This is a genomic window from Rhizobium mesosinicum (assembly GCF_019511345.1).
GTDB classification, from domain to species: Bacteria; Pseudomonadota; Alphaproteobacteria; order Rhizobiales; family Rhizobiaceae; genus Rhizobium; species Rhizobium mesosinicum.
In genome coordinates this window covers 263,602-290,264 of the sequence record NZ_JAEUAK010000005.1, presented here as the reverse complement: position 1 = coordinate 290,264, position 26,663 = coordinate 263,602, and the positions used below count along the sequence as shown (strand labels likewise).

Sequence of the window (26,663 nt, the reverse complement as noted above, 5' to 3'; positions counted from 1 at the left end):
GCAATTGTTTCTCAAAACTGGATGTTCAAGCCTTTCTGTCAGAGTGCTCTCTATGGTTTCGCATGAAGTGAGGCGACAATGACCGGTTACAATGAGCTCAAAGGGGCAGGGCAGATCCTTGTGGTCGAGGATGATCCCGTGCAGCGCCGTCTGCTCAAGAACGCGATCGAGCGTAGCGGCCATGTGGTGCATCAGGCCGAAAACGGCCGCATCGGGCTGGAAATGGTGAAGCGCGATCCCGCCCTTTTCAATGTCATCGTGCTCGATCTGATGATGCCGGAAATGACCGGCCTCGAGTTCCTCGAAGCGCTGCACGATTTCGGCACGCAGATCCCGGTCATTGTCCAGACGGGGCAGGGCGGCATCGAAACGGTCGTGCAGGCCATGCGCGCCGGTGCCTTCGATTTCGTCGTCAAACCGGTTTCCCCGGAGCGGATCAACACCTCTATTTCCAATGCCATGAAGCTCGACCAGCGCGAAGTGAAGGCCCGTGCCGGCCGCCGTTCGCGTTCGGGCGCCATCGGTTTTGACGACATCGTTTCGGCGAGCCCGGCAATGATCCGAGTCATCGATCTGGCGCAGCGTGCCTCCCAATCCAACATTCCGGTTGTGCTCGAAGGAGAATCGGGCGTCGGTAAGGAATTGGTGGCACGCGCCATCCAATCGGGGGGGGATCGCGCCACCAAGCCGTTCGTGACGGTCAATTGCGGCGCCATCCCGCACAATCTGGTCGAGAGCATCCTCTTCGGCCATGAAAAAGGTGCGTTCACCGGCGCGACCGAAAAGCATATCGGCAAGTTCATGGAAGCCGATGGCGGCACCATCTTCCTCGACGAGATCGGCGATCTGCCGCTCGAGGTGCAGGTGAAGCTGCTGCGCGCCGTTCAGCAGGGCGAGATCGAAACCGTTGGCGCGCGCACTGCGCACAAGGTCAATGTTCGCCTTATCTCGGCGACGAACAAGGATCTGATCGAAGAGGTCAAGAACGGCCATTTCCGCGAGGACCTCTACTATCGCCTGAACGTCTTCCCGATCACCATTCCGGCGCTGCGCAAGCGCAAGGAGGACATTCCGCATCTGGTGCGGGTCTTTGCAGACCGCTTCTCCAGCGAGCAGAAGAATGGCCGGCGCATGACAGTCAACGCCGGCGCGCTGGCATTGCTGACCGCCTACGACTGGCCTGGCAATATCCGCCAGCTCGAAAACGCGATCTTCCGCGCCGTCGTGCTTGCCGAAGGTCCGGAGCTGACTGAAGCGGACTTTCCACAGATCGCCGCCCAGCTTCCGAACTATGAGGTCATAGATCATCTGGCGCTTGTTGCCGACAATTCGCATCTCGATCCGGATGCGGAATTTCCCGAGGATTATCAGGCGGAACCCGCCGCCGAGACGATGCGCCGAGGGGCCGAGGCTTCCGACAAGGCGATATCGAGCGTCAATCAGGCCGGTGACGTTCGGCGTCTTGCTGACGTCGAGGAAGAACTGATTCGTTTCGCCTTGAAATTCTACCGAGGACAAATGAGTCAAGTGGCAAGAAAGCTAGGTATCGGACGGTCCACACTTTATAGAAAGCTCAAGGACTACGGTATCGACCCCGATAATCCTCAAAAAGATGCGGCATAAGCGCCTTTTTATTAAGAATGAGGCAACCACGTTTCGTTACTGTCCATAAACCACTTGTTAGCTGCTCGTTCACTATGTAAAGAAAAGGTTGATCATGTGTGGCATTTTTGCCATCGTGTGACCGCAATTGACAGCCATTTGAGACAGCACGGGACATTGACTGTCTGACGGGGATCGAGTTGCCGAATTTGAATGGGAATACCAAGCTTTCGCGCTTGAGTTGGCGTTTGTGCGCCAAGATTGGCGGAAAGGCAGTTAGGACGGCAGCGGCCGCCCTTCTTGCGCTCGCGGTTTCCTCACCTGTATTCGTAAGCACACCGTCTCAGGCTGCAGGGGATACCCGCAGCCTGAAGCTCTATTTCATTCATACCGGCGAAAAAGCAGTCATCACCTACAAGCGGAACGGCAAGTTCGACCCCAAGGGTCTTGAGCAGCTCAACCGCTTCCTTCGCGACTGGCGAAAGAATCAGCCGACGAAGATGGATCCGCGTCTCTTCGACCTCATCTGGGAAGTTTACCGCCAGTCCGGTTCCAGGGATTACATCAATGTCGTCTGCGGTTTCCGCTCTCCGGCTACCAACGAGATGCTGCGCGGCCGTTCGCGTAATTCCGGCGTCGCCGAAAAGAGCCAGCATATGCTCGGCAAGGCGATGGATTTCTTCATTCCTGACGTGAAGCTCGCGACGCTGCGCGGCATCGGCATGAAGATGCAGGTCGGCGGTGTCGGCTTCTATCCGAAATCGGGTTCACCCTTCGTGCACATGGATGTCGGCGGCGTCCGCGCATGGCCGCGCATGAGCCGCGACGAGTTGGTCAGGCTCTTTCCTGATGGAAACACCATTCATATTCCCGCCGATGGCAAGCCGCTGCCGGGTTACCAGCAGGCGATGGCCGATTACAAGCGTCGTGTGGCGAACGGCAGCCAGATCATGATGGCGAGCGCCGGCACTTCCGCTTCGGATGAAGAGCCTCGCAAGCAAAAGACATTGTTTGCCTATCTCTTTGGTGGCGGCGCCGACGAGGAAGAGGATAATTCGGAGGATAGCACACCGGTGGCTGTCGCCAAGGCAACGCCGCCGAAGGCTGAAGCTGTTCCGGCTGCTGAACCGCAGCCCCAGACCGAAGTTGCAAGCGTCAACGCACCGGTGCCACAGGTTCGTCCGGCCTTCAGCAACCAGCTTGCCGGCAATGAGGTTGTCAATGCTCTTGTGCCGCCATCTGCCGGTAACGCGGCGCAGCAGGCGCTTGCCGCCATGCCCGCTGGCCAGCCGCAGGAACCGGAGCATTTCGCCGATCTCAGCGGCTACAGCATTCCGGTTCCATCGCTCCTTGGGCAGCGTCGTGCGCCCGGTGATGCCGAACTTGCCTCTGTCGATCGGAGCCTGATGTCGACGAGCGTTCCTACCCCTGCCGAACGTCCGGCCGTTGCCGAAAACCTGCTTGCTGCACAGAATGCCGATCCTGAAGCGGGTGAAGACGAAGCTGATCAGGATATGCTTTCCCCCGCCATGGCGGCGGCGCTTGCAAAGCAGCAGGACGAGAGTGGTGACGTTGAGGTTGCGGTGAACGCGCCCTCCGAGCCGCAGACCGTGGAGCAAGCAATCAACGCCGCTGTGCCGAAGAACCCGCCAGCACTCGACAAACCGCCGCTGCAGCTTGCCGCACTTGCTCCGATGACCAAGTCCGCAGGCTTCGCTGCACCTCCCGCAGTACCGAAGCCTGTCACCCTCGACAGTCCGGTCGCGCAGGGCCTCCCCACCAAGGGTGGCCGTCCGACGAAGCAGGAAGCGGTCGCCGCCGACGAAGGCCGCCAGACGGTGCGTACGGAGCCGAAGCTGACCCAGAAGATGATCTCGCAGTGGGCTCTCACCAATGCCCGCCTGGAAATGGCGTCCAAGAAGGTGCAGGCACCACGCTTCGTCAGCCAGGAGTTGCGCGCCCAGCCAACCTCGGTCTATGCCGAAGGCTTCCAGAAGACTGCTTCGATCGACCCAGGTCGCTTCAGTGGCACGGCCGTCAATTTCATGGAAGTGCGCAAGTTCAACACACGCTGATCCGCTAGATTTCGAAAAAGCACAAGCCGCCAGATCGTATCCGGCGGCTTTTGTTTTAGGGCCAGCGGCAGGGCGATGCGCTGGCGTTTGACAGCGTCAAAAGAAAAGCCGCCATGAAGGCGGCTTTCGCGAACGGAACTGGCCGATCTTCAGCCTTCCGGCGGGGACTCGATCATGCCGAGAGCGTGCAGGTAGGTGTCGAGGATCGCGTCTTCTTCCATGCGTTCCTGTTCGTCCTTCTTGCGCAGCGCAACGACCTTCTTGAGGATCTTGGTGTCGAAGCCCATGCCTTTGGCTTCGCCATAGACGTCCTTGATGTCGTCGGCGATGGTCTTCTTTTCTTCTTCCAGGCGTTCAATGCGCTCGACAAAAGCGCGAAGCTGATCGCGGGCGACGCCATGTGCATCAGACATCGTGTTCTCCTGATTTCGGGATATGTATTCGGGTTGCCAGTGACTGCCGCGAAGTGCCGCCAGCGTCAAGGCGGTTTGAGGCCGTATGGCCTATTTGTGCGGGTTGTTCACCTCAAAAGCTGCCTTTTGCACAGGCGATGCTTCCGCCTGGTGAAGGTTCTTCCAATCTTCGTAGGGCATGCCGTAGACGATCTCGCGCGATTCGTCCTTCGTCATAGCGACCCCTTCGGCTTCCGCAGCCTCGCGATACCAGTTGGACAGGCAGTTGCGGCAGAAACCGGCAAGATTCATCAGGTCAATGTTCTGCACGTCGGTCCGTTCACGAAGATGCGTGATGAGCCGGCGGAACGCGGCGGCCTCGAATTCCGTCTGCTGTTTCTTGCTGAGCGTGGCCATGGCCAAGTCCTTTCACTCAATAGGGGCCGGTGCGTGACGCATGTACGCTATATGTATGAAGGGCCGGATCGGCGTTCATCTCCGCAAAGACAGGGACCAGACGTGCAGCCCATTCCTCGATACCGGTCTCGCTGCCGATGAGGTCCTGGCGCACTTCCAGAAGCGCGTGCGGGATACCCGTCACCATGCAATGACGATACATGGTGTCGCCCTTCAAGGCACCGTCATAGGGTTCGTTGTCACCGACGACGAGATCGGGATCGGCCCGCAGTTTTTCAAGCAATGGGCCGACGGCGCGGTGGTCGCTATCCCAGAGCACTGCTGCATGCCAAGGGCGAGGAACGCTTTTCCAGGCAGGCGTGAAGGAGTGGAGGGACAGCACCAGCGGGGCTTTGCCGGTCGCATTCGCCACCCTATCCATCGTCTCCGACACAGCATTGTGATAAGGTCTGTGGAAAGTCTCGATCCTGTAGTTCCACTCCTCTTCGCTAATAGGATGGTTGCCGGGAATGACCGCCCCGTCGGAGATCTTCATGATCAGTGTCGGGTCGTCCTCGCCTCTGTTAGGATCGATCAGAAGGCGCGAAAAACCGCCAAGCACGCCTGGCACGCCCAGCTGTGCACACAGCTTGCGGACAAGACCTTCGATACCGATGTCATAGGCGATGTGTCTGGAAAAGGCACTTTCCGGCAGGCCGAGCCGGCCATATCGTGCGGGCAGGCGGTTCATGGCATGATCGCCGAGGATCACCATGCCTTTGTCATGTTGACCGGGTAGGATTTCGAAGGATGGGAAGTGATCCATTTGGAAATTGCCGATTGTCATTTCGCGTCTTCGTCCAGTGATTGCATGCGCGTCCGGACGGTTCAAGCGCGATGGGCAGGTCAAGCGTGACGAGATGCATCCGAGGGGCAGTTATGAAAGGAAATATAATCGATTAGCATTGCGTTGACTTTCGTTTGACGGCGGCGCAAGAAGACACGGACAACGAATAACCGTGGAGCTATTTGGGAGTCGTGTTGATCCAAGCCGCGCCAAGTTTCCTCACGCGGTCCGGGCCGCTGGTCCGTCTCGCATTGTTCGCTCTTGCAGCCGTCTCGCCGTTTTTCATTGCCGATGCCGCGCGCGCCGATTTCCGTGTATGCAATGGTACGCAAAATCTGGTTGGCGTTGCGATCGGATATCGCGCGAAGGAGGGCTGGGTAACGGAGGGCTGGTGGCAGGTGCCGGCAACGACCTGCGCTACGCTGATCGAGGGAGAATTACAGTCGCGCTATTACTACCTCTACGCAGAGGATGCCGCTCGGGGAGGCCGATGGACGGGTGACGTGCAGATGTGCGTGGCGGAAAACGAATTCAAGATCGCGGGCGTGCAGGACTGCTATGCCCGGGGTTATCAAAGAATGGGATTCAAGGAATATGATACGGGCCGCCAGGGAAGCTGGATGGTTCAACTCTCCGACACCCCAGGGACGCAAGAAAGCCAGAATTGATGAAGCGTAACCGCAAAGTTAAAATCCTCGCCACCCTCGGCCCGGCCTCCTCCGAGGAATCGATGATCGAGAAGCTGCACCAGGCGGGTGCGGATATCTTCCGCATCAATATGAGCCATGCGAGCCATGACCTGATGCGCACGCTCGTGCAGCGTATCCGCGCCGTCGAAGCCCGCTCGGGGCGGCCGATAGGCATTCTGGCCGACCTCCAGGGCCCGAAGCTGCGAGTCGGCAAGTTCGCCGACGTTAAGGTGGAGCTGAAGCCCGGCCAGACTTTTACGCTCGACAACAAAGACACCCCTGGCGACAACACCCGCGTTTATCTGCCGCATCCCGAAATTCTCGAAGCTGTGCAGCCGGGCCATCGCCTGCTGATCGATGACGGCAAGTTGGCTCTGCGCGCCGAAAAGTGCGACGGCAAGAGCATCGTCACCACCGTCATCGCGGGCACCAGCATTTCCGACCGCAAGGGCGTCAGCCTGCCCGACACGCTGCTCGGCGTCGGCGCGCTGACCGACAAGGACCGAGCCGACCTCGACGCGGTTCTCGCGACCGACGATGTGGACTGGGTGGCGCTCTCCTTCGTCCAGCGCCCCGACGATCTCGCAGAAGTGCGCAAGATCGCCCGCGGCCGCGTCGGCCTGATGTCGAAGATCGAAAAGCCCCAGGCTCTGGAGCGCATCGAGGAAATCATCGAGCTTTCCGACGCCCTGATGGTCGCTCGCGGCGATCTCGGCGTGGAAATGCCGCTCGAAGCCGTGCCGGGTATCCAGAAGCAGCTCATTCGCGCCTGCCGTCGCTCGGGCAAGCCTGTCATCGTGGCCACGCAGATGCTGGAATCGATGATCTCCTCGCCGGTTCCGACGCGCGCTGAGGTTTCGGACGTTTCCATTGCCGTATTCGAAGGCGCCGATGCAATCATGCTGTCGGCCGAATCGGCCTCCGGCGCCTATCCTGTCGAATCCGTTTCGATGATGGCTTCGATCGCGAGCACGGTGGAAAGGGATCCGCATTATCCGGGCATCATCTACGCCCAGCGCGCCCAACCGGAAGCAACCGGTGCGGATGCTATCTCGCTCGCCGCCCGCCAGATCGCTGAGACGCTGAAGCTGTCGGCCATCGTCTGCTATACGTCGTCGGGCACGACCGGCCTTCGCGCTTCGCGTGAGCGCCCGCAGGTGCCGATCATCGCTCTGTCACCGATCATCAAGACGGCGCGCCGTCTGTCGGTTGTCTGGGGCATGCATTGCGTCGTCACCCATGACGCGACAGATCTCGACGACATGGTCAACCGCGCCTGCCGCATCGTTGCTGCCGAAGGCTTCGGCAAACCGGGCGATCGCATCATCATCTCGGCCGGTGTGCCGCTCGGGACACCCGGGGCGACCAACATGCTGCGCATCGCCTATATCGGCTCCGACGGCCAGACCGGCATCTGACCGTTTTCAAGCACTCAAAATACAAAGCGCCGCTCGCAGGAGGGGCGCTTTTTGTTTTTGATTTTGCTCTTGGTGTTCTTAGCCGCGAGAGAGGTGACCGACGCGATAAATCTGCTTGCCGTCCGAGGCAGGCGGGGCTTCCGCGTGAAGGCCAAAGCGCACCATCGTCCAGTCATGCGGATCAAAGGCGGTAATGCGGACGAGCACATGTTTGCCGCCGGCTTCCTGTTTTGCCAGATACACCTCCTGCTGCCGCAGGTCGGGCAGAGAGGCATGCTGTTCGATAGGGAGATATTGACTGTCGGCGAAGCGGGCATTGGCAAGGCCCGGTAAGACACGCGCATGCCAGACGATCCAGCGGCGAATGCGCGGGCGACCGAAGGCGTCCGTCAGGGCGGCAAAGCCCGGACCGCAAATGAAATTGCCGGCGCCTTCGGTCTGATCCCAGAGATAGAAGGGCGCATAGAGATTTTCCCGGCCGCCGAATTCGCCTCGGCGAGCGCTCAGAAAGGCCTTGAAACCGAGATGCGGGAAGCCGTTCATTGCAGGGCCCTTGTCGCGGATGCGGTGATCGATGATCTCCATGTCGTAATCTGCAGGCAAGGTGAAGGAATATTGCATGGCCATCATGGCTGTGTCTCCTCTCTGTCAGACCAGTCGACGAAGCGTCCCTTCTCGAAACCCTGGATGCTGAGATAGCTGAAAGGGCTGTCGGCTGTTGCCCCGTGCCAGTGAGGCTCGTCCGGGGCGAACCATATTGCATCGCCGGTTCTGACCTCCTCCACTGATTCACCCTTCCGCTGCACGAGACCGACGCCCGAGAGGACATAAAGAAGCTGGCCACGCGGATGCGTACGCCAGTGCGTCACGGTGCCGGGGTCGAGGGTTGCGCGCATGGCGGTGTTCTCGCCATCGATCTCGCTGTCGAGCAGCATTTCGACCCAGAAGGGTGCATTCGATATGCCTTCGGGAGACCGGGCCGCACTGCCGGGACGGCGGATCGTCATGGTTTTCGGATTGGCCGCGCTCATGCCGGAGTCCCCATGGCCCGGGCTTCCCAGCCGGGCTCAGTCATCTGCGCCACTCCGTCACCGAAGGACCATTCGCCCGGCTCGCTCGTTGAAACGACGATCATGACATCCTCCGGACGCAGACCAGGGGAGCGTTGCAGCAGTTCGACGGTTCGGCGGAAGAAGGCATTGCGCATTTCTTGCGTTCGCGGCTTGCCGGTCGTGATCGAAATCATCACGAAATCGTCAGAGCGCGGACCGGCAAGGTAATTGCGATCGAAGATCAATTCGCCCGGCTCATGTTGATGGATGACCTGGAAGCGGTCGGCCGGCGGCACATTGAAGGTTTCGACCATTGCCGTATGGATGGCGTCTGAAAGGGCGCTGAGATAGTCCGGCGACTTGCCCTTCAGAACGGAAATGCGAGCGAATGGCATTGGATGCCTCCTTGTTCTTTATCTTGACAGGAGAAGCATGCCACGACACTATGATGCAGAAAATCAGAATTTTATGGATTTATAATCCTGAAAATTGGGATCGTTAGATGCGGCGGATTACATTCGACCTGGATGTGCTGAGGACATTCGCGACCGGCATGGACCTCGGAAATTTCGCCAGGGCGGCGGATCGGCTCGGACGTTCGACATCAGCCGTCAGCGCACAACTCAAAAAACTGGAGGAACAGGCCGGCACGCCGATCTTTCGCAAATCCGGGCGCGGACTGGCGCTGACGGAAGCCGGAGAGACGATGCTTGCCTATGCGAGGCGACTGCTCGATCTGAATGACGAGGCGGTCGCTGCGGTCCAGCGTGTCGAGCTGGAAGGCTGGGTGCGGCTCGGCCTGCAGGAGGATTTCGGTGAGAACTTGCTACCCGAGGTGCTCGGACGTTTTGCCCGGGCGCATCCGAAGGTGCGGATCGAAGCGCGGGTGGTGCGCAATGCCGAGCTTCTGGAACGGGTGACGACGGGGAAGCTCGATCTTGCGCTCGCCTGGAGCGCCGGCACTTTGACCGCCCATTGCGAGCATATTGCCGACGTGCCGATGCGCTGGATCGGCCCGGTGAACGGCTTACCGGCATGGGCGGCTGGAAGCGGCGAGCCGATGCCGCTTGCTTCGCTCGAGGCGCCCTGCTTGCTCAGGAATGCCGCGACGAAAGTGCTGGACGAGGCCGGTATCTCCTGGCGGCTGTCCTTCGTCAGTCCAAGCCTCGGCGGCCTCTGGGCGGCGACCGCCGCGGGATTGGGTATTACGGTGCGCACGCCCATCGGGCTGCCCGCCAAGGTGCGCATGCTGGCGCCCGGCGAAGCGGGCCTGCCGGAACTGCCTGACCTGGGGCTGGTCTTGCATCGAGCGGAAGCGGAGCCGGATGCTGCAACGAGCCGGCTGGCGGAATTGGTGCTGCAGTCGGTGCATGAGGCGGTGCGAGACATTTCTATCCCATCCGATCAGGAGAAGGCGCTGCGAAGGTTCGGGTGAAACATTGACCCTGCTTGCGGAAGCCGGTAGCCTCCCATCGCTATGAAAATGATCGCTCTCAACATCGCTACGGTCTTCTTCTTGAACCTCTAAGGCTCTGCCCTCGGGCAAAGGAAGATGCGGCCGCTTCACCAGCCTGTCGGCTGGCCAGTTGCCGTTGACTTGTAACCACCCTGCAGGGCCGATGGACAATGCCGGCAGGGTCTGGCGATAGAGAAATATTTCATGACATCTGTTGGTTATCCGCCGGCGCTCAGCGCCGCGCAGGTCGAGCAATTCATCGAAGACGGCTTGGTGCGGATCGATGATGCTTTTCCCCGTGATGTGGCCAAGGAAGCCCGCGCCATCATGTGGCGGGACATTCCCTTCGATCCCGATGATCCCAAGTCATGGGTACGACCCGTGGTCCGACTTGCCGGTTATGGCGGCGGGCCGTTCGAGAAAGCGGTCAATACATCCGTGCTGCATTCGGCTTTCGATCAACTGGTCGGCAAGGGACGCTGGGAGCCGCGCAGCGGTCTTGGCAGCTTTCCGGTCCGTTTTCCGCATCCTGACGATCCCGGCGATGCCGGCTGGCATGTGGATCTAAGTTTTCCGGGGGAGGATGGAAACCCTGGCGAACAGCGGGATTTCTCCGCGTGGCGAGTGAACATAAATTCGCGTGGACGAGCCCTCCTGATGCTCTTCCTGTTTTCCGATGTCGGTGAGAATGACGCGCCGACGCGTATCCGGGTCGGGTCGCACAAGGATATCGCGAAGATGCTGGAACCGGCCGGTGAAGCCGGCATGGCGCATCTGTGGCTGGAGCATGTCGGTGAGGATAGGCCGCTTGCTCTGGCAACGGGGCAGGCGGGCACGGTCTATCTGTGCCATCCGTTCCTTATCCATGCGGCGCAGATGCATCGCGGCAGGGAACCGCGCTTCATGGCGCAGCCGGGCCTCGCGCCTTCCGAGCCGCTAAAGCTTGTGCGTGAGGATGGCGCCTACTCGCCTGTCGAAATCGCCATCCGAAGGGCGCTTCAGCAAGGTTGAGGCCCATCGAAAAACCGGCGCACGGCTCTGCGCGGTATGACGGATGTGGCGGAGGTTGCTCCCTATCGGAACCTCCGCCACTTCAGGGAACCTCCGCCACAAGACGCCGGGCGTCAAGAACGGGACGTCGTTTTCGCGTCGAAACGGACGCTCGGCCCTCTCGGTGGAGGAGGTTCACCTCAAGCGGTGGAGGTTCGGAGGAGGTTGCCTCCGCCAGAACAAGTCATTGATAGATATGGATAAAAGTCGTGCGGAGGAGGTGGCGGAGGTTATTTGGTCAAACTAGCCGGAAGTCGCTCATGCCGGCGCATATCGAGCGGGTACAGCAACGCTTGCGGCTAGTCTTGGAAAACGCGTTTTAACCGCCGCCACCTCCGCCACCCCGCCGCGGCCGGAGAGGATGCATCCAATTTCGCAGGTTACCTCACGCCTGAATTTCCTGCTGCGCCGCCCGGCGGATTGCCTGCGGCGGCTGGCCGAAGGCGCGCAGGAAGGCGCGGCGCATGCGTTCACGATCGGCAAAGCCGGTTTCGCGGGCGACGGTATCGATCGAATGGCGGCCCTGCTCCATCATCAGGCGGGCCGCCTCCAGCCGCAAGTTCTCGACGGCCTTGGCGGGGGACTGACCTGTTTCGGCGCGGAAGGCACGGCTGAACTGGCGGGGGCTGAGATGTGCTGCCTCGGCCAATTCCTCCACCGAGAGCGTGGATTTTAGATTGCTGCGCGCATGGGCGAGTGCCTTCTGAATACGATCGGATTTCGGTTCCAGTTCCAGAAGAGCTGAAAATTGCGACTGGCCGCCGGCGCGGCGATGATAGACGACGAGCATGCGAGCAACGGCGCGGGCAACTTCCAGTCCGTGATCTTTCTCGACCATGGCCAAAGCCAGATCGACACCCGCCGTCATGCCCGCCGAGGTCCAGACGGAACCGTCGATAATGTAGATGCGGTCCTCTTCCATCCGGATCTCGGGATAGCGGTTTTGCAATTCGCGGGCGAGATACCAGTGCGTCGTGGCGCGGCGGCCGTCGAGAATGCCGGCATCGGCGAGCAGGAAAGCGCCGGTGCAGATCGATGCGAGGCGGCGTGTCGCAGGAAGTGCTGCGCGGATGAAATCTGCTTCCGCCGCGTTGGGCAGCTTGATGTCGGGCGCGCCGGCGACGATCAGCGTGTCGAAGCTGGGATCGCCGAAGGCTTCTGTTTCGATAATCATACCGAGCGAATTGGCGATAGGGCCGCCGGTCTCCGAGAGATAATGGATGTCGTAGACCTTTTCGCCGATCTCAAGATTGGTGAATTCGAAGGCCGAGGCGGCAGCGAGGCTCATGATCTGAAAGCCGGAAAAGAGCAGGAAACCAATTTGCTGCATCGTCATCGTGTCCTGAAAAGTGCATGTCCTAAAAGGTGGTATATATGACATTTAGGACACCTTCAATCGAGCGTAAAACTCTCCTCAAGCGCAGGCATCGGGCCGGCGTACAAAATGGAGAAACGATCATGGCGCATGAAGACAAAGGTACCGCGCTGGTCACCGGCGCATCCTCGGGTATCGGCGCAATCTACGCACACCGACTGGCAAGGCAGGGCTTTAATCTCATCCTCGTCGCCCGCAACAGAGATCGACTGAAGGCGCTGGCAAGCCGGCTGGCCGATGAGACGGGCCGCACAGTCGAGACGCTGTCTGCCGATCTCGGCAAGAAGGACGATCTCGCGAAAGTCGAAAAGGTGCTGAAGGAAGATCAGAGCATCACCATGCTCGTCAACAATGCCGGCTTCGGCGGCACGGCGCCGCTGCTGGCGTCGGACGTCGACAAGATGCAGGAAATGATCGAGCTCAACGTGACGGCGTTGACGCGGTTGACCTATGCTGCGGTGCCAGGCTTCGTTGCTCGCGGTGGAGGCACCATCATCAACATCGCCTCGATCGTCGCGATCGCGCCCGAGGTCCTGAACGGTGTCTATGGCGGCAGCAAAGCCTTCGTGCTCGCCTTCAGCCAGTCGCTGAAGCACGAGCTTGCCGACAAGAATATCCGCGTTCAGGTCGTGCTGCCGGGTGCCACGGCCACCGAATTCTGGGGCATTGCCGGCACGCCGGTCGAGCACCTGCCAGGCGAAATCGTCATGTCGGCGGAAAACATGGTCGATGCCTCGCTGGCAGGTCTTGCCGAGGGAGAATTTGCGACGATCCCGGCGCTCGAAGATGTCGGCCTGCTCGCCGCTTATGAACAGGCGCGCCAGGCGCTGATGCCGAACCTGTCGCGGTCGGTTCCGGCTGCGCGCTACAAGATCGCCTGAGCGCAAAAATAGAGAACGCCAATGTCCGCAGTAAGTGCTGCGGACATTATTTTCTATTGCGGGAGATCGCTACCAAAGGCTGCCGCCACCATCTCTGCCAGTCTGTCGTGGATAGCCGCGCGGTTCGTTCCTTCGGAATCCTGGCAGAGAGGCTCTTCGCCTTCCTCGCGAAGTATAGAGCCGCCTGCTGGCTTGCACTCGCTGAAGGCGCTGTATTGCGAAGCGTTCGTGAGCAGATCGTAGCGTGCGCCGGATATTGCGTTTTCCAGGCCCGATGCGCGCAGCCCCGGCCAGACGGTTTCCGGTGTGCCGAGATTGACGAGCCGCACCGGGATCGATATCTGCGCGAGGCTTTCTGGTGTGAAACTGGTGCCGAATTCAGGATCGATGACTACGGTTGCCTTCACCCGTGGGTCGAGATGAGAGCGGGTGAGCTTCTGCCTGTCGACGGAATGGAGATCGATGCCGGCGCTGGCGAACTCGGCACAGTCGATGCCGGTGCCACCGGGATCGCAAGAGCGCGCAAACTTATCCGGATCAAGGTTGCCGCCTGCAATCGAAAGTGCGGATGTTCCGCCGACCAGAAAGCCAAGAACGCCGATGCGGTTACGGTCGATTCCGGCAGGCAGCGTGTCGTCCCTCTCGATGGCCGTCAGGGCCGCGGAGAGATCGGCAGGCCGCAGCCATATCTCATGGATGCTCTCCTCGATCGTCATCGTCTGTGGATCCGGCTGGCGCATCATTGCCACCACGAAGCCCTTCGACGCGAGGTGCGACGCCATCCAAGCGCCGATGAAAGGGCCGGATTTCAGGCCGCCATGGGAAAGGAGGATCAGCGGATAATCGCCAACAGCGGCCGGTGCGTCCCGTTGCACGGTCTCGCCTTTGAAAAGCGGACCGTCGCCGATCAGGACGGGCGTTCCGCCTGTCGTGGCCGGATACCAGAGTGAGATCTCCATGGTGCCGTGGCGTTCCGGAACCGGAACCGAAAGAAAGGACAGACCGACAGGGTCGGCCGCGTGTGCCGGAGTATTGGCAGCAAGAAGGCCGACCGACAGCAGCAGGGCGAGAAGATGTATCATGAAAACCTCGGAACGAAGACCGCCATGTGGCGGCGAGACGAGGTATTCGTTATTTCCCAGGTGAGGGAGACCCCGATCATGATCGAGATCGTCGCCGATCGCGATCAGGGTCTTCCAGAGTGCAGTCGCGCTTTAGCCGAAGCGTTCCAGTGCAGTGGTGAACACGTCGGCGTCGATATTGCCGCCGGAGGTGACGACGACGGCCGTGTCGCTATTCAGCTGGTCGCCGTGGAAGAGTGCGGCAGCAAGAGCGACGGCTCCGCCCGGCTCGACGACGATCTTGAGGCGGGTGAAGGCAAGGGCGACAGCGCGCAATGCCTCATCATCCGTAACGACAACACCCTGTCCGGCCAGGCGCTTGAGGATCGGGAAAGTGATGTTGCCCGGCTGCGGCGTGACGATCGCATCGCAGATCGACCCGCTCATAGTAAGGTTGCGCTCGATCTTGCCCGACGCAAGCGAGCGGGTGGTGTCGTCGAAATTTTCCGGTTCGCAGGGACGGACACGGAAGTTCGGCGCGCTTGCTTCTAGTGCGAGGGCAATGCCCGAGCTCAGGCCGCCGCCGCCGCAGGGAACGAGGACTTCGGCGTTCTTGATGCCTTCCTCTTCCGTCTGCTCGGCGATCTCCAGCCCGGTCGTACCCTGGCCGGCAATGACCAGCGGTTCGTCGAAAGGCTTGATGAGCGTCAGCCCCCGCTCGGAGGAGAGCTTCGCGCCGATCTCGTCGCGGTCTTCGTTGGCACGATCATAGAGCACCACTTCGGCGCCGAAGGCGCGCGTATTGGCAATCTTCAGCTTTGGCGCGTCGCTCGGCATGATGATGACGCTGGGGATGCCGTGCAGGCGGGCGGCGAGTGCCACACCCTGTGCATGGTTTCCGGAGGAGAAGGCGATGACGCCCTTTTTGCGCAGTTCCGGGTCGATGCCCGAGACGGCGGACCAGCCGCCGCGGAACTTGAAGGAGCCGGAATGCTGAAGGCACTCGGCCTTCACGAACAGCCGCCGGCCGGCGATGTCATCGAGGAAGGGGGAGGAGAGAAGCGGCGTGCGCCGCGCATGTCCGCGCAGGCGGGCCCTGGCGGCAACGATCATTTCAATGGAAGCCATGGGAATCTCTTCTGCTTTAATGCCGCTCATGCATAGAGCGCACATCCTTGCTTGTGAACGGCGATTTTGTCACGGTGACATGAATATGACATTGGAAGCGGCGCCACCCGATTCCCGCAGGACGCGCCGCTTTCTGAACTGTGTAGGGTTTTCGCCATTCATGCGCGCGAATTCGCGATTGAAGTTGGACTTGCTGATGAAGCCGGAGTCGAACATCACCTGCGTTATTGGATGATCGGTGCCGACCAGCTGCTCGCAGGCGGCGCGGATACGGAAGTCGTTCACATATTGCGAGACGCTCATGCCGTGGATGCGGTTGACAGCCGTGGAGACGCGCCGGGCAGGGAGATTCATCTTGCGGGCAATGCGGGTCAGATTGAGTTCGGGATCGCGGTAGAGATGACGAGCACGCATCAGCGCATCGAGGGCTGCTGCGACCGCGCTGTCTTCTTCCGTTGCCGGCGGCGGTGGAGGCGGCTCCGCGGATGTTGTTTCGACCGTGCTCCCGCTGCTTGCCACGGACGCGGCGGTGCCAAGGATCAAGAGCGCAATGACGTTGCCAAGAGCGACTATGGCGCCTGCATGAATGCCGCCGGTCCTGGTGAAATCAAAGCTGATGATGACGTCGGTGACGGCGGAGGCGATGAGGGCAAAGCCGGTGATCTGCAGCGAGCGATAGGAAAGCACCGCACCGTCAAGGCGGGAGGCGACGAGCGCATCAGGGCCATGCCGGGCAAGCCAGAGTAGTGCTGCACCATACCCGAGGAAGATCATGATAATGGCGAGACTGATCGGCTCTGGATAGAGCGCGATCAAGACGGCGATTGAGGCCGTCGGCAAAAGGTGCGGCCAGAAACGGGCAAGGGTGGGTTGCTCTTCCATAGCGAGCCCCTTGAAGCAGACCCAGGCGAGAGCCGCGATTGTTGTCGCGATCAACGATTGAATCGGCATGATCGCGATGACGTCGTAACCCCAGCGAATACCGATCACTATGGATTGGAGGATGTAGAACCCGATGAGCAACAGGAAAGGCCGCTTTTCGGCGAGCGAGCCATCACCCTGCCGCAGCATCCGTATCAGCAGGATGGCAAGCAGCAGAGCGACGACGAAGGGCAGGGGAACGAAGATCATCGGCGATATCCGGCGGCAACAATGACCCCAGAATGAACCCGATTGCGTTCGCGGTCGACCCGGATCGTGATCGAGGTCTCGAAATAGAGGCTGAGAATCCATCCTGATGGTGTCCTCGACGGGAGGGCTTCATTCATGGACGGATTTCGATGATCATCCTTCTTGTGTTGCCGGTACTTCTGGCGGCTTCTGCGGCCGCTTTGCCGGACAAAGTAACGACAACTGCAATTCCCGATCTTTCCGACGTGCGGGCGGTTGCCATCAGTGGCGAGGCCAGTTCGATCAACATCACCACGCGAAGCGATCAGCCCTATGGCGCATCGCTCGGCGGGCGGCGGAAAGGCTGGTTCTCGTCCTGGTATTCAAGCTGGTATTTTGCGGATTGCCGGGACAACAGCGACATGCGGGTTGATGGTACGGTATTGCATGTCGATATCGCTGCATCGTCCTGGCTGGACCCTTCAGACTGTGTGATCGAGCTGAACGCCAATGTGCCTGCCGGTGCGGCCCTTCGGGTCGATCAGAGCGCCTTCACTGCAAGGCTCATTGGTCATTTTTCCGAGCTCGGCATTGCCGGAAAGGCTGCCGACGTCACACTCGACGGTCATGCCAGTGGCATCGATATCCGCGCGGATGCCCTGAAGGCTTCCCTCGACTTCGACAAGGTCGAGGCGAACGAAAACGTGTCGATTCGCGCTCGCGCGCTCGATGCCTATCTCGGCTTCGGAAACAATGTTCCTGTTGACTACAAGGTAACGGCGCAGGCTTCCTGGGTCGACGCCCGGCAGCCAAGTGTGTGGGGCGCAAAACCGCATGTCGAGATCGACGGCGATTTCGTTCGGGTGAGAATTCGCTGAGGCACTGCTCAATAGCCGTTGGCGGAGCCTTCGGCTGCGCGACTGTCCATCGCGCCGTTGTAACGGGCGCCGCCACCCTTCTCGATCGCCGCAAGGCTCTTGCCGCCGACAAGAATACCGGCCGCCTGTCCCCAGACGGGTGTATTATTGCCGGCATCGAACTTGTAACCCATTGCGGCAAGTGCCTTTTCGGTGTCCGGCGAGAGGGCGTAGGGCTCCAGGTAGACCATGTCCGGCTGCCACTGGTGATGAATGCGCGGAGCATTGACCGCCTGGCTGATATCCATGCCGAAATCGACGACGTTGAGGATGGCTTCCAGGGTGATCGTAATGATGCGCGAACCGCCGGGGCTGCCGATCACCATGAAAGGCTTGCCGTCCTTTGTGACGATCGTCGGACTCATCGAAGAAAGCGGCGTCTTCTTCGGCGCGATGGCATTAGCCTCGCCCTGCACGAGGCCATAGAGGTTCGGCACGCCAGGCTTGGAGGTGAAGTCGTCCATCTCGTTGTTGAGCAGTACGCCGGTACCGGGTGCGACGACACCGGCGCCGAAGGAGCCGTTCAGCGTGTAGGTCACGGCGACTGCATTGCCCTCGTCATCAATGATTGAATAATGCGTCGTCTCAGTGCTTTCCTTGCCGCCGAGCGGCTTGAGATTGGCGGACGTGCCGGCCCTATACGGATCAATCTTGGCGCGAATTGATGCTGCATAACTTCTGTCCAGCAGTTTGGAGACGGGATTGTCGATAAAGTCGGGGTCGCCGAGCGCGGCGTTGCGGTCCACATAGGCATAACGCATGGCTTCGACCATGATGTGCACTGCCTCGGCCGATCCGTAACCGAGATAAGAGAGCGGGTAGCCTTCGAGAACGTTCAAGATCTCGCAGATGATGACGCCGCCGGAGGAGGGTGGCGGCGAGGAAATGATGTCATAGCCGCGGTAATTGCACTCGATCGGCTTCAGTTCCCGCACCTGGTATTGCTCGAAATCCTCCTTGGCGAGAATGCCGCCCTTGGCCTGGCTGGCATTGACGATCGCCTCGGCAGGCGCCCCTTTGTAGAAGGCATCGGGGCCTTTCTCCGAGATCGATTGCAGGACGGCGGCGAGATCGGGCTGCACCAGTTTCTCACCGGCCATATAGGTGCTGCCGCCAGTTTTCAGGAAGATTTTTGCAGCTTCTTCATCCCTGGCGAGTCGCTTGGCGCCACTCGCGAAAGAGGCTGCATCGCCTTGCTCCAGGGTAAAGCCATCCCTTGCATATCTTAAAGCTGGGGCGATCAGCTCTTCACGTCTCTTGGTGCCATATTTCTCACGAGCCGTTTCGAAGCCCATGACCGAACCGGGTGTGCCGACAGCGAGATAACCGTCGAGACTGGCGCGCGGAACGATATCGCCTTTAGCATCGAGATACATGGTCTTGGTTGCGGCAAGCGGCGCGCGTTCGCGGAAATCAAGAAAGGTCGTTTTTCCATCCTTCATCCGGATCGTCATGAAGCCACCGCCGCCGAGATTGCCGGCCGTCGGATAGACGACGGCGAGCGCATAGCCAACTGCGACCGCGGCATCGACGGCATTGCCGCCGCTCCTCAACACGTCGACGCCGACATCGGTTGCCAGATGCTGGGCGGTGACGACCATGCCATGCTCAGCTTCGACAGGTGCCGGCGAAGCGGCAAAGGCCGATAGCGGCGCCAGGCAAAGCGAAATGGCGGCGAAAATGGCGACGAGTTGTCTGGGAAGGCGGTCCATGATTTTCCCCTCGAAGGACGGCGATGGGGGAAGATATGGCGTCAATTCGGCCGCAGACAATGATCAGGTGAGAAGCTCGGCGAGTTTCCTGTTTGTATCGTGCTCGTCGAGAGGCGTGTAAACGATCAGCTTCATGTCCGGTTGGGTCATCAGGGCAAGGCCGGTATGTTCGAAGGACATCAGGCCCTTGAGCGGATGGTTCAGGCGTTTCACACCTGTGAGCGGAGCCACGACCTCATGGCGCGGCCACCAGGCGCGGAATTCCGGGCTCTCCAGCTGGAGCAGTGCGATGAGACGTTCGAAATCGGGGTCGCCGGCATAACGGGCGCTGTCGGCGCGGAACATGGCGAGCGAGACGCGGGCGACGGCCTCCCAGTCGACTAGCAGGCTGCGGTGGAAATCATCGGCAAACAGCCGGTGCATGGTGTTGCGCTCGTCCGGCCCCAGCCGGTCATAGCCGCCGAAGAGCAGGTCGGCGGCACGGTTCCAGACAAGCACATCCCAACGGCGGCCAAGCACATAAGCCGGCTGATGTGTCAGATTGTCCAGCATGCGGCGCAGCGGCTCATCGACCACTTCCGGAGCTGACGAAAGCTGCGGCGACTGGCGACTGTTTAAGGTGAAGAGATGCTGGCGCTCGGCCTCATCAAGGCGAAGTGCGTTCGCGAGCGCGTTCAGCACCTGCGGGGAGGGGCGGATGTCGCGCCCCTGTTCCAGCCAGGTGTACCAGGTGGTGCCGACGCCGGCGAGCATGGCGAGTTCTTCGCGCCTGAGCCCCGGCGTGCGGCGGCGAAAGCCGTCCGGCAGGCCGACGTCGGCAGGCCGCAGCCGCTCGCGGCGCGAGCGCAGGAAGGCTGCGAATTCGCGGCGGCGGGCTTCGAACGTATCGAGTTTCTGATCCATGGCATCCATCATATCAGTATCGATACCAGGATAAAATCGGGTCTGTTTGCGATTTTGGGTATCCGCAAGATGACACTGTTCCCGGCAACAAAAGCCGGAAGTTCGATTATCCAAAGGAGAAATCTCATGTCACTGAAGCACGCAGTTGTCATCGGCGGCTCTTCAGGTATCGGCCTTGCCTCGGCTAAATTGCTTCTGGGACAAGGGTATCGCGTCACCATCGCCGCACGGGATCAGGCGAAGCTCAAGGCATCGGCTGACCATCTTTCCGGCGAGGTCGGAATGATCGCCGTCGATGCCCGAGATCCCGCCGCGGTGAAGCAGGCCTTCGAAAGCCTCGGATCCTTCGATCATCTTGTGCTGGCGCTGGGCAGCGGCCATGGTGCCGGTCCCTTCGCGACGCTCGACATGGCCGATCTGCTCGCCGGCTTCCAGACGAAGCTCATACCGCATGCGGCGGCGGCGCAAGCGGCTTTGCCTTTCCTGCAGTCAGAAGGCAGCATCACCTTCGTGTCCGCCGTCAGTGCGCAGGCCGCGATGCCGGGAACCGCAGGCCTTGCCGCCGTCAATGCGGGGATCGAGGCGATGGTGCGGGTGCTTGCAGCAGAGTTGAAGCCGCTGCGCGTGAATGGCGTTTCGCCTGGTGTGATCGATACGCCGTGGTGGGATTTCCTGCCCGCCGAACAGCGTCAGGCCGCGTTCCAGGATTTTGCCGGGCGCACGCCGGTCGGCCGCATCGGCCGGCCGGAGGATGTCGCCAAGGCCGTCGCCTTCCTGGTATCGAGCGGCTTCATGAGCGGTCACGTCCTGACCTGTGACGGCGGCATTCACCTCGCGGCTTGAGAGGATTAGGCATCCCATCGACGATTCCTCGAGAGCGGAAACCACGGTCTGGTTCTCGCTTCACGTCGCCTCTGTTCACGGTGCTGAACATACGATCGACGGCGGCACCGTTCCGACCGTTTGATCGATGGAAGAGCTGGCAAGCCGCTCTTCCGCCTTGCGGGCGATCGCCGCAAGGTCACGCGGCTTGCCGGCAATCTTCTCCATGGCGGCGATGGCAACATCGGTCGCAAGGTAATCCGGCTTATGGCCGATGCCTCTGACGGTGATGAGTTCCGATCCGCTTATATCCCTGGCCAATCCACGCGAATGCAGATGCTCCCAGACGATCTCATCCTTGTCCCCGGTGATGATGACTGATGGTGCTGATATCTTGGAATAATGCGGCGCGTTGACCGTCAGATATTCATGGAGCCGTTTGAAGTCGGTAGCGTTGTTGAAAAAAGCGCGTGGCCGTAGCACCAGCGACGGGCCGGTCTTGGCGATGTAATCAGGGGGGCGCGGATTGGGATGGAAGACGTTCAGCGTGCCGCGCTCCAGCCGCCGCAGCCCGAGGGGTACGACGAATGCATGATTGAAGAGCCAGCCGAGAATTGGGGTTGTCGCAACGTGATAATACCAGTCGATACCACCCGGCCATGGGTGGGAGGCTGGTGCCAGGAACAGCAGGCCGGCTGTCTTCTCTGGATGGCGGACGCCGAAGGCCGCGGCGATCGCGCCGCCGAAGGAATGGCCGATGATAACAGCCTTTTCGATACCGCGCTTTTCCATCAGTTTGGCAATGGCGTCGGCCTGACCCGAGGGCAGGGCGTTTTCCGGCCCGCCGCGTTCCGAATAGCCGTGACCGGGGCGGTCGACGAAGAGCATCTCGGCGCGGCCTTCCAGCGGCTCGCGAAAGGCGCCCGCCTGGTCCAGCAAGTTGCCGCTCGCGCCATGGATGAAGACCAAGGGCGGAAGATCGGCAGCGTCTGGGCGCCGGACATGCACAGCATTCATGCGATAGCCGCCAATATCGGTCAGTTCGCCGATATTGGGATAGGCATGTTCGAACTGGCGGGCCTTGTAGGAGGAATAGCCGATAGCGGCAGCAACGGGAGCGAGAAGGGCAGAAACTTCGGCAAGCATGGCTTCAACCGCACAGAGACCACATCATTGAGCTAAGATTGTAGGCTTTCCTACGCCGTCAAGTGCGCGCCGGATCTCTCAGGTGCGGCTGCCGGCGAGCTTTTCCGAGAGCGTGCTGACCTGCTCTTGCGCAGTGCGATCGGCGGGGTAGACATCCAGAACGCGCTCCCAGGCCTTTAGGGCGATCTGGTCATTGCCCGTGGTGGCGAGGATAGCCGCCATGCCTGACAGCGCGCCGAAATGACGGGGTTCGAGCTTCAGCACCTGTTCGATATCTGCCATCGACTTGCGATAATTGCCGAGCACGAAGTTCAGCGTTGCGCGACGATTCCAGCTTTCGGTATAGGTGGGTTTCAGGGCGATGGCTTCATCGAGAAAATCGAGCGCTGCGGGATTGCGCTTCTCCTCGATCGCCTTATCGGCCCACTGCATCAGGAGATTGATCGTCGCGCTGTTGGAATCGTTCCATTCCATGCGGATCTGATTGGCGATGCTGCTTGCCTTGTCCGGGTCGCGTTCGCGCTTCAACTGACCATAGAGCTGGTCGAGACGCTGCTTCGGCGACGAAACGGTGTTATCAGGCTGTTCGACAATAACATCCTTCTGCTGCGCCATGGCAGGAAGGGCAGGGGCAAACCAGGTGAGAACAAGCGGCAGCGCCGCTAAGGTCAAGGCAAAAAAGCGCATGGCGGACATATTAGCCCGCCATCGCTGAAGATCAAACAAATTTGGCGTGATCACCGAAGCGACCAACCGATATGCCCGCCCGAGGGCAGGCAAACCGGATACGCGCAATCAGCCCTGACGGGCCTTGAAGCGCGGGTTCTGCTTGTTGATGATGTAGATGCGGCCCTTGCGGCGAACGAGACGGTTGTCACGATGACGCGCCTTGAGCGACTTGAGCGAATTCTTGATCTTCATTTTTCTGATCCGCGATGTTTCTGGGGGAATTCACATTCGCCCGTGTCTTTTAACAATCAAAAGCGCGCCGGCTGGGCGCGCTCTTAGGTGGGGGAGCAGATAACCCGGCCTCCGCCTTGTGTCAACCACGTGAAGGCTTTTTTCCGCGGGTTTCAGGCGCTGGCCGGACAAACGGCTCAGCAGGCTTTGCCCGTCAGCGTCGTCACGTGGCCCATCTTCCGAGCGGCGCGCGCTTCGGTCTTGCCGTAAAGATGCACCAGCGTGTCGTCACGTTTCAGCCAGTCCGGAACGGCAAGGATATCGTCGCCGATGAGGTTCTGCATCACGCAATCGGAATGGCGGCGCGGATTGCCGAGCGGCAGGCCGGCGACGGCGCGGATATGTTGCTCGAATTGCGAGACGACGCAGGCAGCTTCCGTCCAGTGGCCGGAATTGTGGACGCGCGGCGCCATCTCGTTGGCGATCAGGCTGCCATCGGCCAGCACGAAGAACTCGATGCCGATGACGCCGACATAATCGAGTGCCGCCAGAATTTGTTCGGCAGCCTTGCGCGCCGCATCGGCGGTGGCGGCGGAGATTGTCGCTGGAATTGTCGAAGTATGCAGGATGCCATTGCGGTGCACGTTTTCGGCCGGGTCGAAACAGAGCACAGTGCCGTCGGCGGCGCGGGCGGCGATGATCGAGACCTCGCGTTCGAAAGCGACGAAGCTTTCGAGAATGAGCGGCACAGAGCCAAGTTCCGCATAGGCGCCGTGAGGACTGTCAGCCGGCGAGCGGAATACCTTCTGGCCCTTGCCGTCATAGCCGAGGCGGCGGGTTTTCAGCACGCCCTGGCCGCTGAAGTCTTTCAATGCCGATTCGAGATCGGCCTGGCTATCGACCGCGTGGAAACGGGCTGTCGGAATGTTGCAGCCGTTGATGAAGCGCTTTTCGACCAGCCGGTCCTGAGCAGCTTTCAGCGCCTTCGGGGGCGGGTAGACCGGCACGCTTTTTGCCAGCATTTCTGCGGCGGCGACGGGAACGTTCTCGAATTCGTAGGTTACGACATCACAGAGCCCGGCCAGTTCGGCGAGTGCTGAATGATCGTCATAGGCGGCAATGATCTGCCGGTTGGCGAGCTGGGCGGCGGGGCTATCGGCCTGCGGTTCCAATATCACCGTGCGGAAATTCAGGCGTGCTGCAGCCATGGCAAGCATGCGGCCGAGCTGGCCGCCGCCGATAATGCCTATCGTCCTTACCATCAGAGATCGTCCATCGGATATTCGGCAACAGAAGCGCTCTGGCGTTCGCGCCATTCGTCGAGGCGTTCGGCGATCTCGTCGTCGGAAAGAGCAAGCACGGCAGCAGCAAGAAGTGCAGCGTTGATCGCACCGGCCTTGCCGATGGCAAGCGTGCCGACGGGGATGCCGCCCGGCATCTGGACGATGGAGAGCAAGCTGTCCTGGCCGGACATGGTCTTCGACTGGACCGGCACGCCGAAGACCGGCAGCGGCGTCATGGCCGCCGTCATCCCCGGAAGATGAGCCGCGCCGCCGGCACCTGCTATGATAACCTTGAAGCCCTCGGCGCGTGCGCCTTTGGCGAAACTTACCAGTCGATCCGGTGTGCGATGAGCCGAGATGATACGTGCGTCATACTCGATTTCCAGCGCCTCCAGCGTATCGGCAGCATTCTTCATGGTTTCCCAGTCTGACTGGCTGCCCATGATAATGGCGACTGGCGGTCTGTCTGTTATCGTCACAATCGTTCCTTCAGGCGATGATATCAGGGATGATCTGATCTTCCAGCTTGGACAATTTGTCCTTGATCACGAGCTTTTTCTTCTTCATGCGCTGGATGCGCAGAGCATCGCAGCCCGTCTGGATCATGGCGTTGATCGCGGCGTCGTAATCCTCATGCTCCTGGCGCAGGCGCGCCACCATGAGCCTGATTTCCGCCTGTTCCTGATCGGCCATTTGCATTCCCCATGATCGTCTTCGGACCTTGTCCGGTCTGCCGATAATTTCCGCAAGCTCCTATCACCAAATAGAGGTAACGGGAAGTTAGTGTTGATCATGAATTTGCCGCTTAGTCTCCATCTTTTGGCCTTCGACAAGCATTCAAAAATGTGTCACAGTCCGCGCGTTGACACCTTGGATCTCCAGCAATGGATGGCTGGGGAAGGGTAAGAGGAAGGAAGGGTCAAATGACTGTTCAAGCTCATCTTGAATCGCTCCAGAAAAAGCATGTCGCTCTCGAGGAGGAGTTGCATGCCCTGAGAACATCTCCCTCTATTTCCGATACTGAACTTGCCGAATGCAAGCGCCGTAAGCTGCGCATCAAGGACGAGATCGAGCGTCTCAAGTCATCCGTCCATTGATCTTTCCAGGATATCGCCGGACATCAGTCTTGTGAAAGAAAAGGTAAATTCCCCATTTTTCGACTACCAAGCAAGACCCGGTGAATAACCGAAATCAAGCGCCAGTCCCTTGCATGCGGCATCGGGCTGGTGTTTTTACGAGAAGCGGGCGTGTTCAGGCCCAGAACTGATCCAGCCAGAGATTGAGCTTGTCGAAGCCGCGGTTATTGACCGTGTAGATGCGCTTCGTTCCCTCCGAGGTTACGGAAACGAGGTTGCTTTCGAGCAGCGCTTTCAGGTGTTGCGACACGGCAGGGCGGCTGATCGGCAGACCCTCGGCAAGCTCATTGACCGTTTTTGGCGCGCGTCGCAATTCCTCCAGCAAGAACCGCCGGTTCGGATCGGCAATCGCGGCGAAAGGGTCCGTGTTCGACATCCCAAAAAGCTACGTCAAACAGGCGTATCCAGCAAGGGAATTGTGCATCGCAACGAACGCATCCTATTCGAGCATGCCTTCGCGCAGGATCAGGAAAGCAGCGATCAGTGCCATGGCATACATGAATGGATAGAATATCTGCGGCTGCATGCGCCGCACACACCATGCGCCGGCAATCGTTGCCAGCGGGGCGAAGGGCAAGAGCGTGGCAGAGGCCAGAAGATTGCGGGTCTCGAACTGCCCCAGCGCAAAATACGGAACCAGCTTTACAGCATTCAAAATGGCGAAGAAGCGCACGCTTGTGCCGGTGAACTCGCGTGGGGGCAGCTTGAGCGGCAGGGCGTAGATCTGGAAGGGCGCGCCGCCGGCATGGGCGACGAAACTGCCGTAACCGGAAAGCGTGCCCCAAAGACTTGCCAGGACCGGACGCTGGGGTCGCGGCGGGACGACCTTGCCCTTGCCGGGGCCGAAATTGTTCCAGAAGTAACGCAGGCAGAAGGCAACGGTGACGGCACCGATGAGAATGCGCAGCACGCTTCCCGGCACCAGAGCAGAGGTGGCCCAGCCGAAAGCGATGCCGAGAAGTGCGCCCGGCAGCATGATCTTCAGCGTCGTCCAGTCGCCATGCTGGCGCCAGATGACCAGCGATATCATGTCCATGAAGACGAGGATGGGAAGCAGAATTGCGGCGGCTTCGACGGGTGCCACGACGAGGGCGAGAAAGGGAAGACCGATCAGCGACAAAGCGTCGCCCATCCCGCCTTTGGCAAGCCCGACAAGAATGACAGCCGGGATTGCGGCGTAGTAAAATGACAGATCATGCGGCATGCTTTTGAAGTTCCTCCCCTTGCAAGCCCCCTCTATCGGAATTACTCACTCAAAACGAGTGCGGATCCGCCATAGAGCGGGAAAAACCGCCGCAGATGGAAAGACTTC

Annotated in this window: 30 protein-coding genes; 10 read left to right on the top strand and 20 right to left on the bottom strand. The window is 60.2% G+C overall.

Annotated features, from left to right (window positions below; genetic code table 11):
- Positions 1-78: 78 nt before the first annotated feature.
- Positions 79-1,623 (top strand): sigma-54-dependent transcriptional regulator, encoded by a 1,545-nt coding sequence (locus JNB85_RS15935; RefSeq protein ID WP_220335306.1) that lies wholly within the window; start codon positions 79-81, stop codon positions 1,621-1,623.
- 179 nt (positions 1,624-1,802) lie between these two features.
- The gene (locus JNB85_RS15930; RefSeq protein WP_220335305.1) at positions 1,803-3,677 is read left to right on the top strand and encodes a peptidoglycan L,D-endopeptidase MepK; all 1,875 of its coding nucleotides are present in this window, start codon (positions 1,803-1,805) and stop codon (positions 3,675-3,677) included.
- Positions 3,678-3,826: 149 nt separating this feature from the next.
- On the opposite strand, the gene JNB85_RS15925 is transcribed toward JNB85_RS15930, so the two are convergent.
- The 3 genes from JNB85_RS15925 to JNB85_RS15915 all read right to left on the bottom strand — a co-directional run bounded on the left by JNB85_RS15925 (position 3,827) and on the right by JNB85_RS15915 (position 5,291).
- Positions 3,827-4,090 (bottom strand): DUF2312 domain-containing protein, encoded by a 264-nt coding sequence (locus JNB85_RS15925; protein ID WP_007822869.1) that lies wholly within the window; start codon positions 4,088-4,090, stop codon positions 3,827-3,829.
- 90 nt (positions 4,091-4,180) lie between these two features.
- The gene (locus tag JNB85_RS15920) at positions 4,181-4,486 is read right to left on the bottom strand and encodes a DUF1244 domain-containing protein (protein WP_220335304.1); all 306 of its coding nucleotides are present in this window, start codon (positions 4,484-4,486) and stop codon (positions 4,181-4,183) included.
- A gap of 16 nt (positions 4,487-4,502) precedes the next feature.
- Entirely contained in the window at positions 4,503-5,291 is a 789-nt protein-coding gene (locus tag JNB85_RS15915) for an N-formylglutamate amidohydrolase (RefSeq protein ID WP_220335500.1), read from the bottom strand.
- Between the two features lie 215 nt (positions 5,292-5,506).
- Here JNB85_RS15915 and JNB85_RS15910 point away from each other — a divergent pair, with 215 nt between their 5' ends.
- Both JNB85_RS15910 and pyk read left to right on the top strand, forming a co-directional pair.
- Positions 5,507-5,980 carry a DUF1036 domain-containing protein gene (locus JNB85_RS15910; RefSeq protein ID WP_420852275.1) on the top strand — a complete coding sequence of 158 codons (474 nt, stop codon included), beginning with the start codon at positions 5,507-5,509 and terminating at the stop codon, positions 5,978-5,980.
- On the top strand, positions 5,980-7,419 hold the full coding sequence (gene pyk / locus JNB85_RS15905; RefSeq protein ID WP_220335302.1) for a pyruvate kinase: 1,440 nt from the start codon (positions 5,980-5,982) through the stop codon (positions 7,417-7,419). The genes JNB85_RS15910 and pyk overlap by 1 nt, the downstream gene beginning before the upstream one ends.
- Positions 7,420-7,497: 78 nt before the next feature.
- Here the strand turns inward: pyk and JNB85_RS15900 are convergent, their stop codons facing one another.
- Genes JNB85_RS15900 through JNB85_RS15890 form a run of 3 tightly spaced genes read right to left on the bottom strand, consistent with a single transcriptional unit; the run spans position 7,498 to position 8,866 of the window.
- Positions 7,498-8,049 (bottom strand): DUF4865 family protein, encoded by a 552-nt coding sequence (locus tag JNB85_RS15900; RefSeq protein WP_220335301.1) that lies wholly within the window; start codon positions 8,047-8,049, stop codon positions 7,498-7,500.
- Entirely contained in the window at positions 8,046-8,450 is a 405-nt protein-coding gene (locus tag JNB85_RS15895) for a cupin domain-containing protein (RefSeq protein ID WP_220335300.1), read from the bottom strand. Before JNB85_RS15895 ends, JNB85_RS15900 begins: the two co-directional genes overlap by 4 nt.
- Positions 8,447-8,866, bottom strand: coding sequence for a tautomerase family protein (locus JNB85_RS15890; protein ID WP_220335299.1), 420 nt, complete (start codon positions 8,864-8,866; stop codon positions 8,447-8,449). The genes JNB85_RS15895 and JNB85_RS15890 overlap by 4 nt, the downstream gene beginning before the upstream one ends.
- Before the next feature lie 107 nt (positions 8,867-8,973).
- Here JNB85_RS15890 and JNB85_RS15885 point away from each other — a divergent pair, with 107 nt between their 5' ends.
- Together JNB85_RS15885 and JNB85_RS15880 are read left to right on the top strand one after the other, a co-directional pair.
- Positions 8,974-9,906 (top strand): LysR substrate-binding domain-containing protein, encoded by a 933-nt coding sequence (locus JNB85_RS15885; RefSeq protein WP_220335298.1) that lies wholly within the window; start codon positions 8,974-8,976, stop codon positions 9,904-9,906.
- Between the two features lie 225 nt (positions 9,907-10,131).
- Complete coding sequence (locus JNB85_RS15880) at positions 10,132-10,938, top strand: phytanoyl-CoA dioxygenase family protein (RefSeq protein ID WP_220335297.1); 807 nt, start codon at positions 10,132-10,134, stop codon at positions 10,936-10,938.
- Between the two features lie 424 nt (positions 10,939-11,362).
- Here the strand turns inward: JNB85_RS15880 and JNB85_RS15875 are convergent, their stop codons facing one another.
- A complete protein-coding gene (locus tag JNB85_RS15875) occupies positions 11,363-12,307 on the bottom strand; it encodes a GlxA family transcriptional regulator (protein WP_220335296.1) in 945 nt (314 codons plus the stop codon).
- Between the two features lie 128 nt (positions 12,308-12,435).
- Here JNB85_RS15875 and JNB85_RS15870 point away from each other — a divergent pair, with 128 nt between their 5' ends.
- Positions 12,436-13,233 (top strand): SDR family NAD(P)-dependent oxidoreductase, encoded by a 798-nt coding sequence (locus tag JNB85_RS15870; RefSeq protein WP_220335295.1) that lies wholly within the window; start codon positions 12,436-12,438, stop codon positions 13,231-13,233.
- A gap of 53 nt (positions 13,234-13,286) precedes the next feature.
- Here JNB85_RS15870 and JNB85_RS15865 read toward each other — a convergent pair whose 3' ends face one another.
- From JNB85_RS15865 to JNB85_RS15855, 3 genes are all read right to left on the bottom strand, one after another.
- Positions 13,287-14,315 (bottom strand): alpha/beta hydrolase family protein, encoded by a 1,029-nt coding sequence (locus JNB85_RS15865; RefSeq protein ID WP_220335294.1) that lies wholly within the window; start codon positions 14,313-14,315, stop codon positions 13,287-13,289.
- Positions 14,316-14,447: 132 nt separating this feature from the next.
- Entirely contained in the window at positions 14,448-15,422 is a 975-nt protein-coding gene (locus JNB85_RS15860) for a threonine ammonia-lyase (RefSeq protein WP_220335293.1), read from the bottom strand.
- Positions 15,423-15,491: 69 nt separating this feature from the next.
- Positions 15,492-16,553 (bottom strand): helix-turn-helix domain-containing protein, encoded by a 1,062-nt coding sequence (locus JNB85_RS15855; protein WP_220335292.1) that lies wholly within the window; start codon positions 16,551-16,553, stop codon positions 15,492-15,494.
- A gap of 149 nt (positions 16,554-16,702) precedes the next feature.
- Between JNB85_RS15855 and JNB85_RS15850 the strand changes: the two genes are divergently transcribed.
- Complete coding sequence (locus JNB85_RS15850) at positions 16,703-17,410, top strand: hypothetical protein (protein WP_220335291.1); 708 nt, start codon at positions 16,703-16,705, stop codon at positions 17,408-17,410.
- A gap of 8 nt (positions 17,411-17,418) precedes the next feature.
- Here JNB85_RS15850 and ggt read toward each other — a convergent pair whose 3' ends face one another.
- On the bottom strand, positions 17,419-19,161 hold the full coding sequence (ggt, locus tag JNB85_RS15845; protein ID WP_220335290.1) for a gamma-glutamyltransferase: 1,743 nt from the start codon (positions 19,159-19,161) through the stop codon (positions 17,419-17,421).
- 63 nt (positions 19,162-19,224) lie between these two features.
- On the bottom strand, positions 19,225-20,076 hold the full coding sequence (locus JNB85_RS15840) for a helix-turn-helix transcriptional regulator (RefSeq protein WP_220335289.1): 852 nt from the start codon (positions 20,074-20,076) through the stop codon (positions 19,225-19,227).
- Positions 20,077-20,190: 114 nt separating this feature from the next.
- Between JNB85_RS15840 and JNB85_RS15835 the strand changes: the two genes are divergently transcribed.
- Positions 20,191-20,907 (top strand): SDR family oxidoreductase, encoded by a 717-nt coding sequence (locus tag JNB85_RS15835; RefSeq protein ID WP_220335288.1) that lies wholly within the window; start codon positions 20,191-20,193, stop codon positions 20,905-20,907.
- Positions 20,908-20,982: 75 nt separating this feature from the next.
- Here the strand turns inward: JNB85_RS15835 and JNB85_RS15830 are convergent, their stop codons facing one another.
- From JNB85_RS15830 to JNB85_RS15805, 6 genes are all read right to left on the bottom strand, one after another.
- The gene (locus JNB85_RS15830; protein ID WP_220335287.1) at positions 20,983-22,032 is read right to left on the bottom strand and encodes an alpha/beta fold hydrolase; all 1,050 of its coding nucleotides are present in this window, start codon (positions 22,030-22,032) and stop codon (positions 20,983-20,985) included.
- Between the two features lie 78 nt (positions 22,033-22,110).
- A complete protein-coding gene (locus JNB85_RS15825; RefSeq protein WP_220335286.1) occupies positions 22,111-22,728 on the bottom strand; it encodes a tetratricopeptide repeat protein in 618 nt (205 codons plus the stop codon).
- A 99-nt stretch (positions 22,729-22,827) separates the two neighbouring features.
- Positions 22,828-22,953: a type B 50S ribosomal protein L36 gene (gene ykgO / locus JNB85_RS15820; RefSeq protein WP_109457334.1), complete on the bottom strand. Its 126-nt coding sequence runs from the start codon at positions 22,951-22,953 to the stop codon at positions 22,828-22,830.
- A 176-nt stretch (positions 22,954-23,129) separates the two neighbouring features.
- The gene (locus JNB85_RS15815; protein ID WP_220335498.1) at positions 23,130-24,197 is read right to left on the bottom strand and encodes a 5-(carboxyamino)imidazole ribonucleotide synthase; all 1,068 of its coding nucleotides are present in this window, start codon (positions 24,195-24,197) and stop codon (positions 23,130-23,132) included.
- Positions 24,194-24,688, bottom strand: coding sequence for a 5-(carboxyamino)imidazole ribonucleotide mutase (gene purE / locus JNB85_RS15810; protein WP_220335499.1), 495 nt, complete (start codon positions 24,686-24,688; stop codon positions 24,194-24,196). Before purE ends, JNB85_RS15815 begins: the two co-directional genes overlap by 4 nt.
- Before the next feature lie 16 nt (positions 24,689-24,704).
- The gene (locus tag JNB85_RS15805) at positions 24,705-24,908 is read right to left on the bottom strand and encodes a YdcH family protein (protein ID WP_220335285.1); all 204 of its coding nucleotides are present in this window, start codon (positions 24,906-24,908) and stop codon (positions 24,705-24,707) included.
- Positions 24,909-25,138: 230 nt separating this feature from the next.
- Here JNB85_RS15805 and JNB85_RS15800 point away from each other — a divergent pair, with 230 nt between their 5' ends.
- On the top strand, positions 25,139-25,312 hold the full coding sequence (locus JNB85_RS15800; RefSeq protein WP_007826474.1) for a YdcH family protein: 174 nt from the start codon (positions 25,139-25,141) through the stop codon (positions 25,310-25,312).
- Positions 25,313-25,466: 154 nt separating this feature from the next.
- Here the strand turns inward: JNB85_RS15800 and JNB85_RS15795 are convergent, their stop codons facing one another.
- Entirely contained in the window at positions 25,467-25,727 is a 261-nt protein-coding gene (locus JNB85_RS15795) for an ArsR/SmtB family transcription factor (RefSeq protein ID WP_025669780.1), read from the bottom strand.
- A 63-nt stretch (positions 25,728-25,790) separates the two neighbouring features.
- Complete coding sequence (locus JNB85_RS15790) at positions 25,791-26,555, bottom strand: sulfite exporter TauE/SafE family protein (protein WP_220335284.1); 765 nt, start codon at positions 26,553-26,555, stop codon at positions 25,791-25,793.
- Positions 26,556-26,663 lie beyond the last annotated feature (108 nt).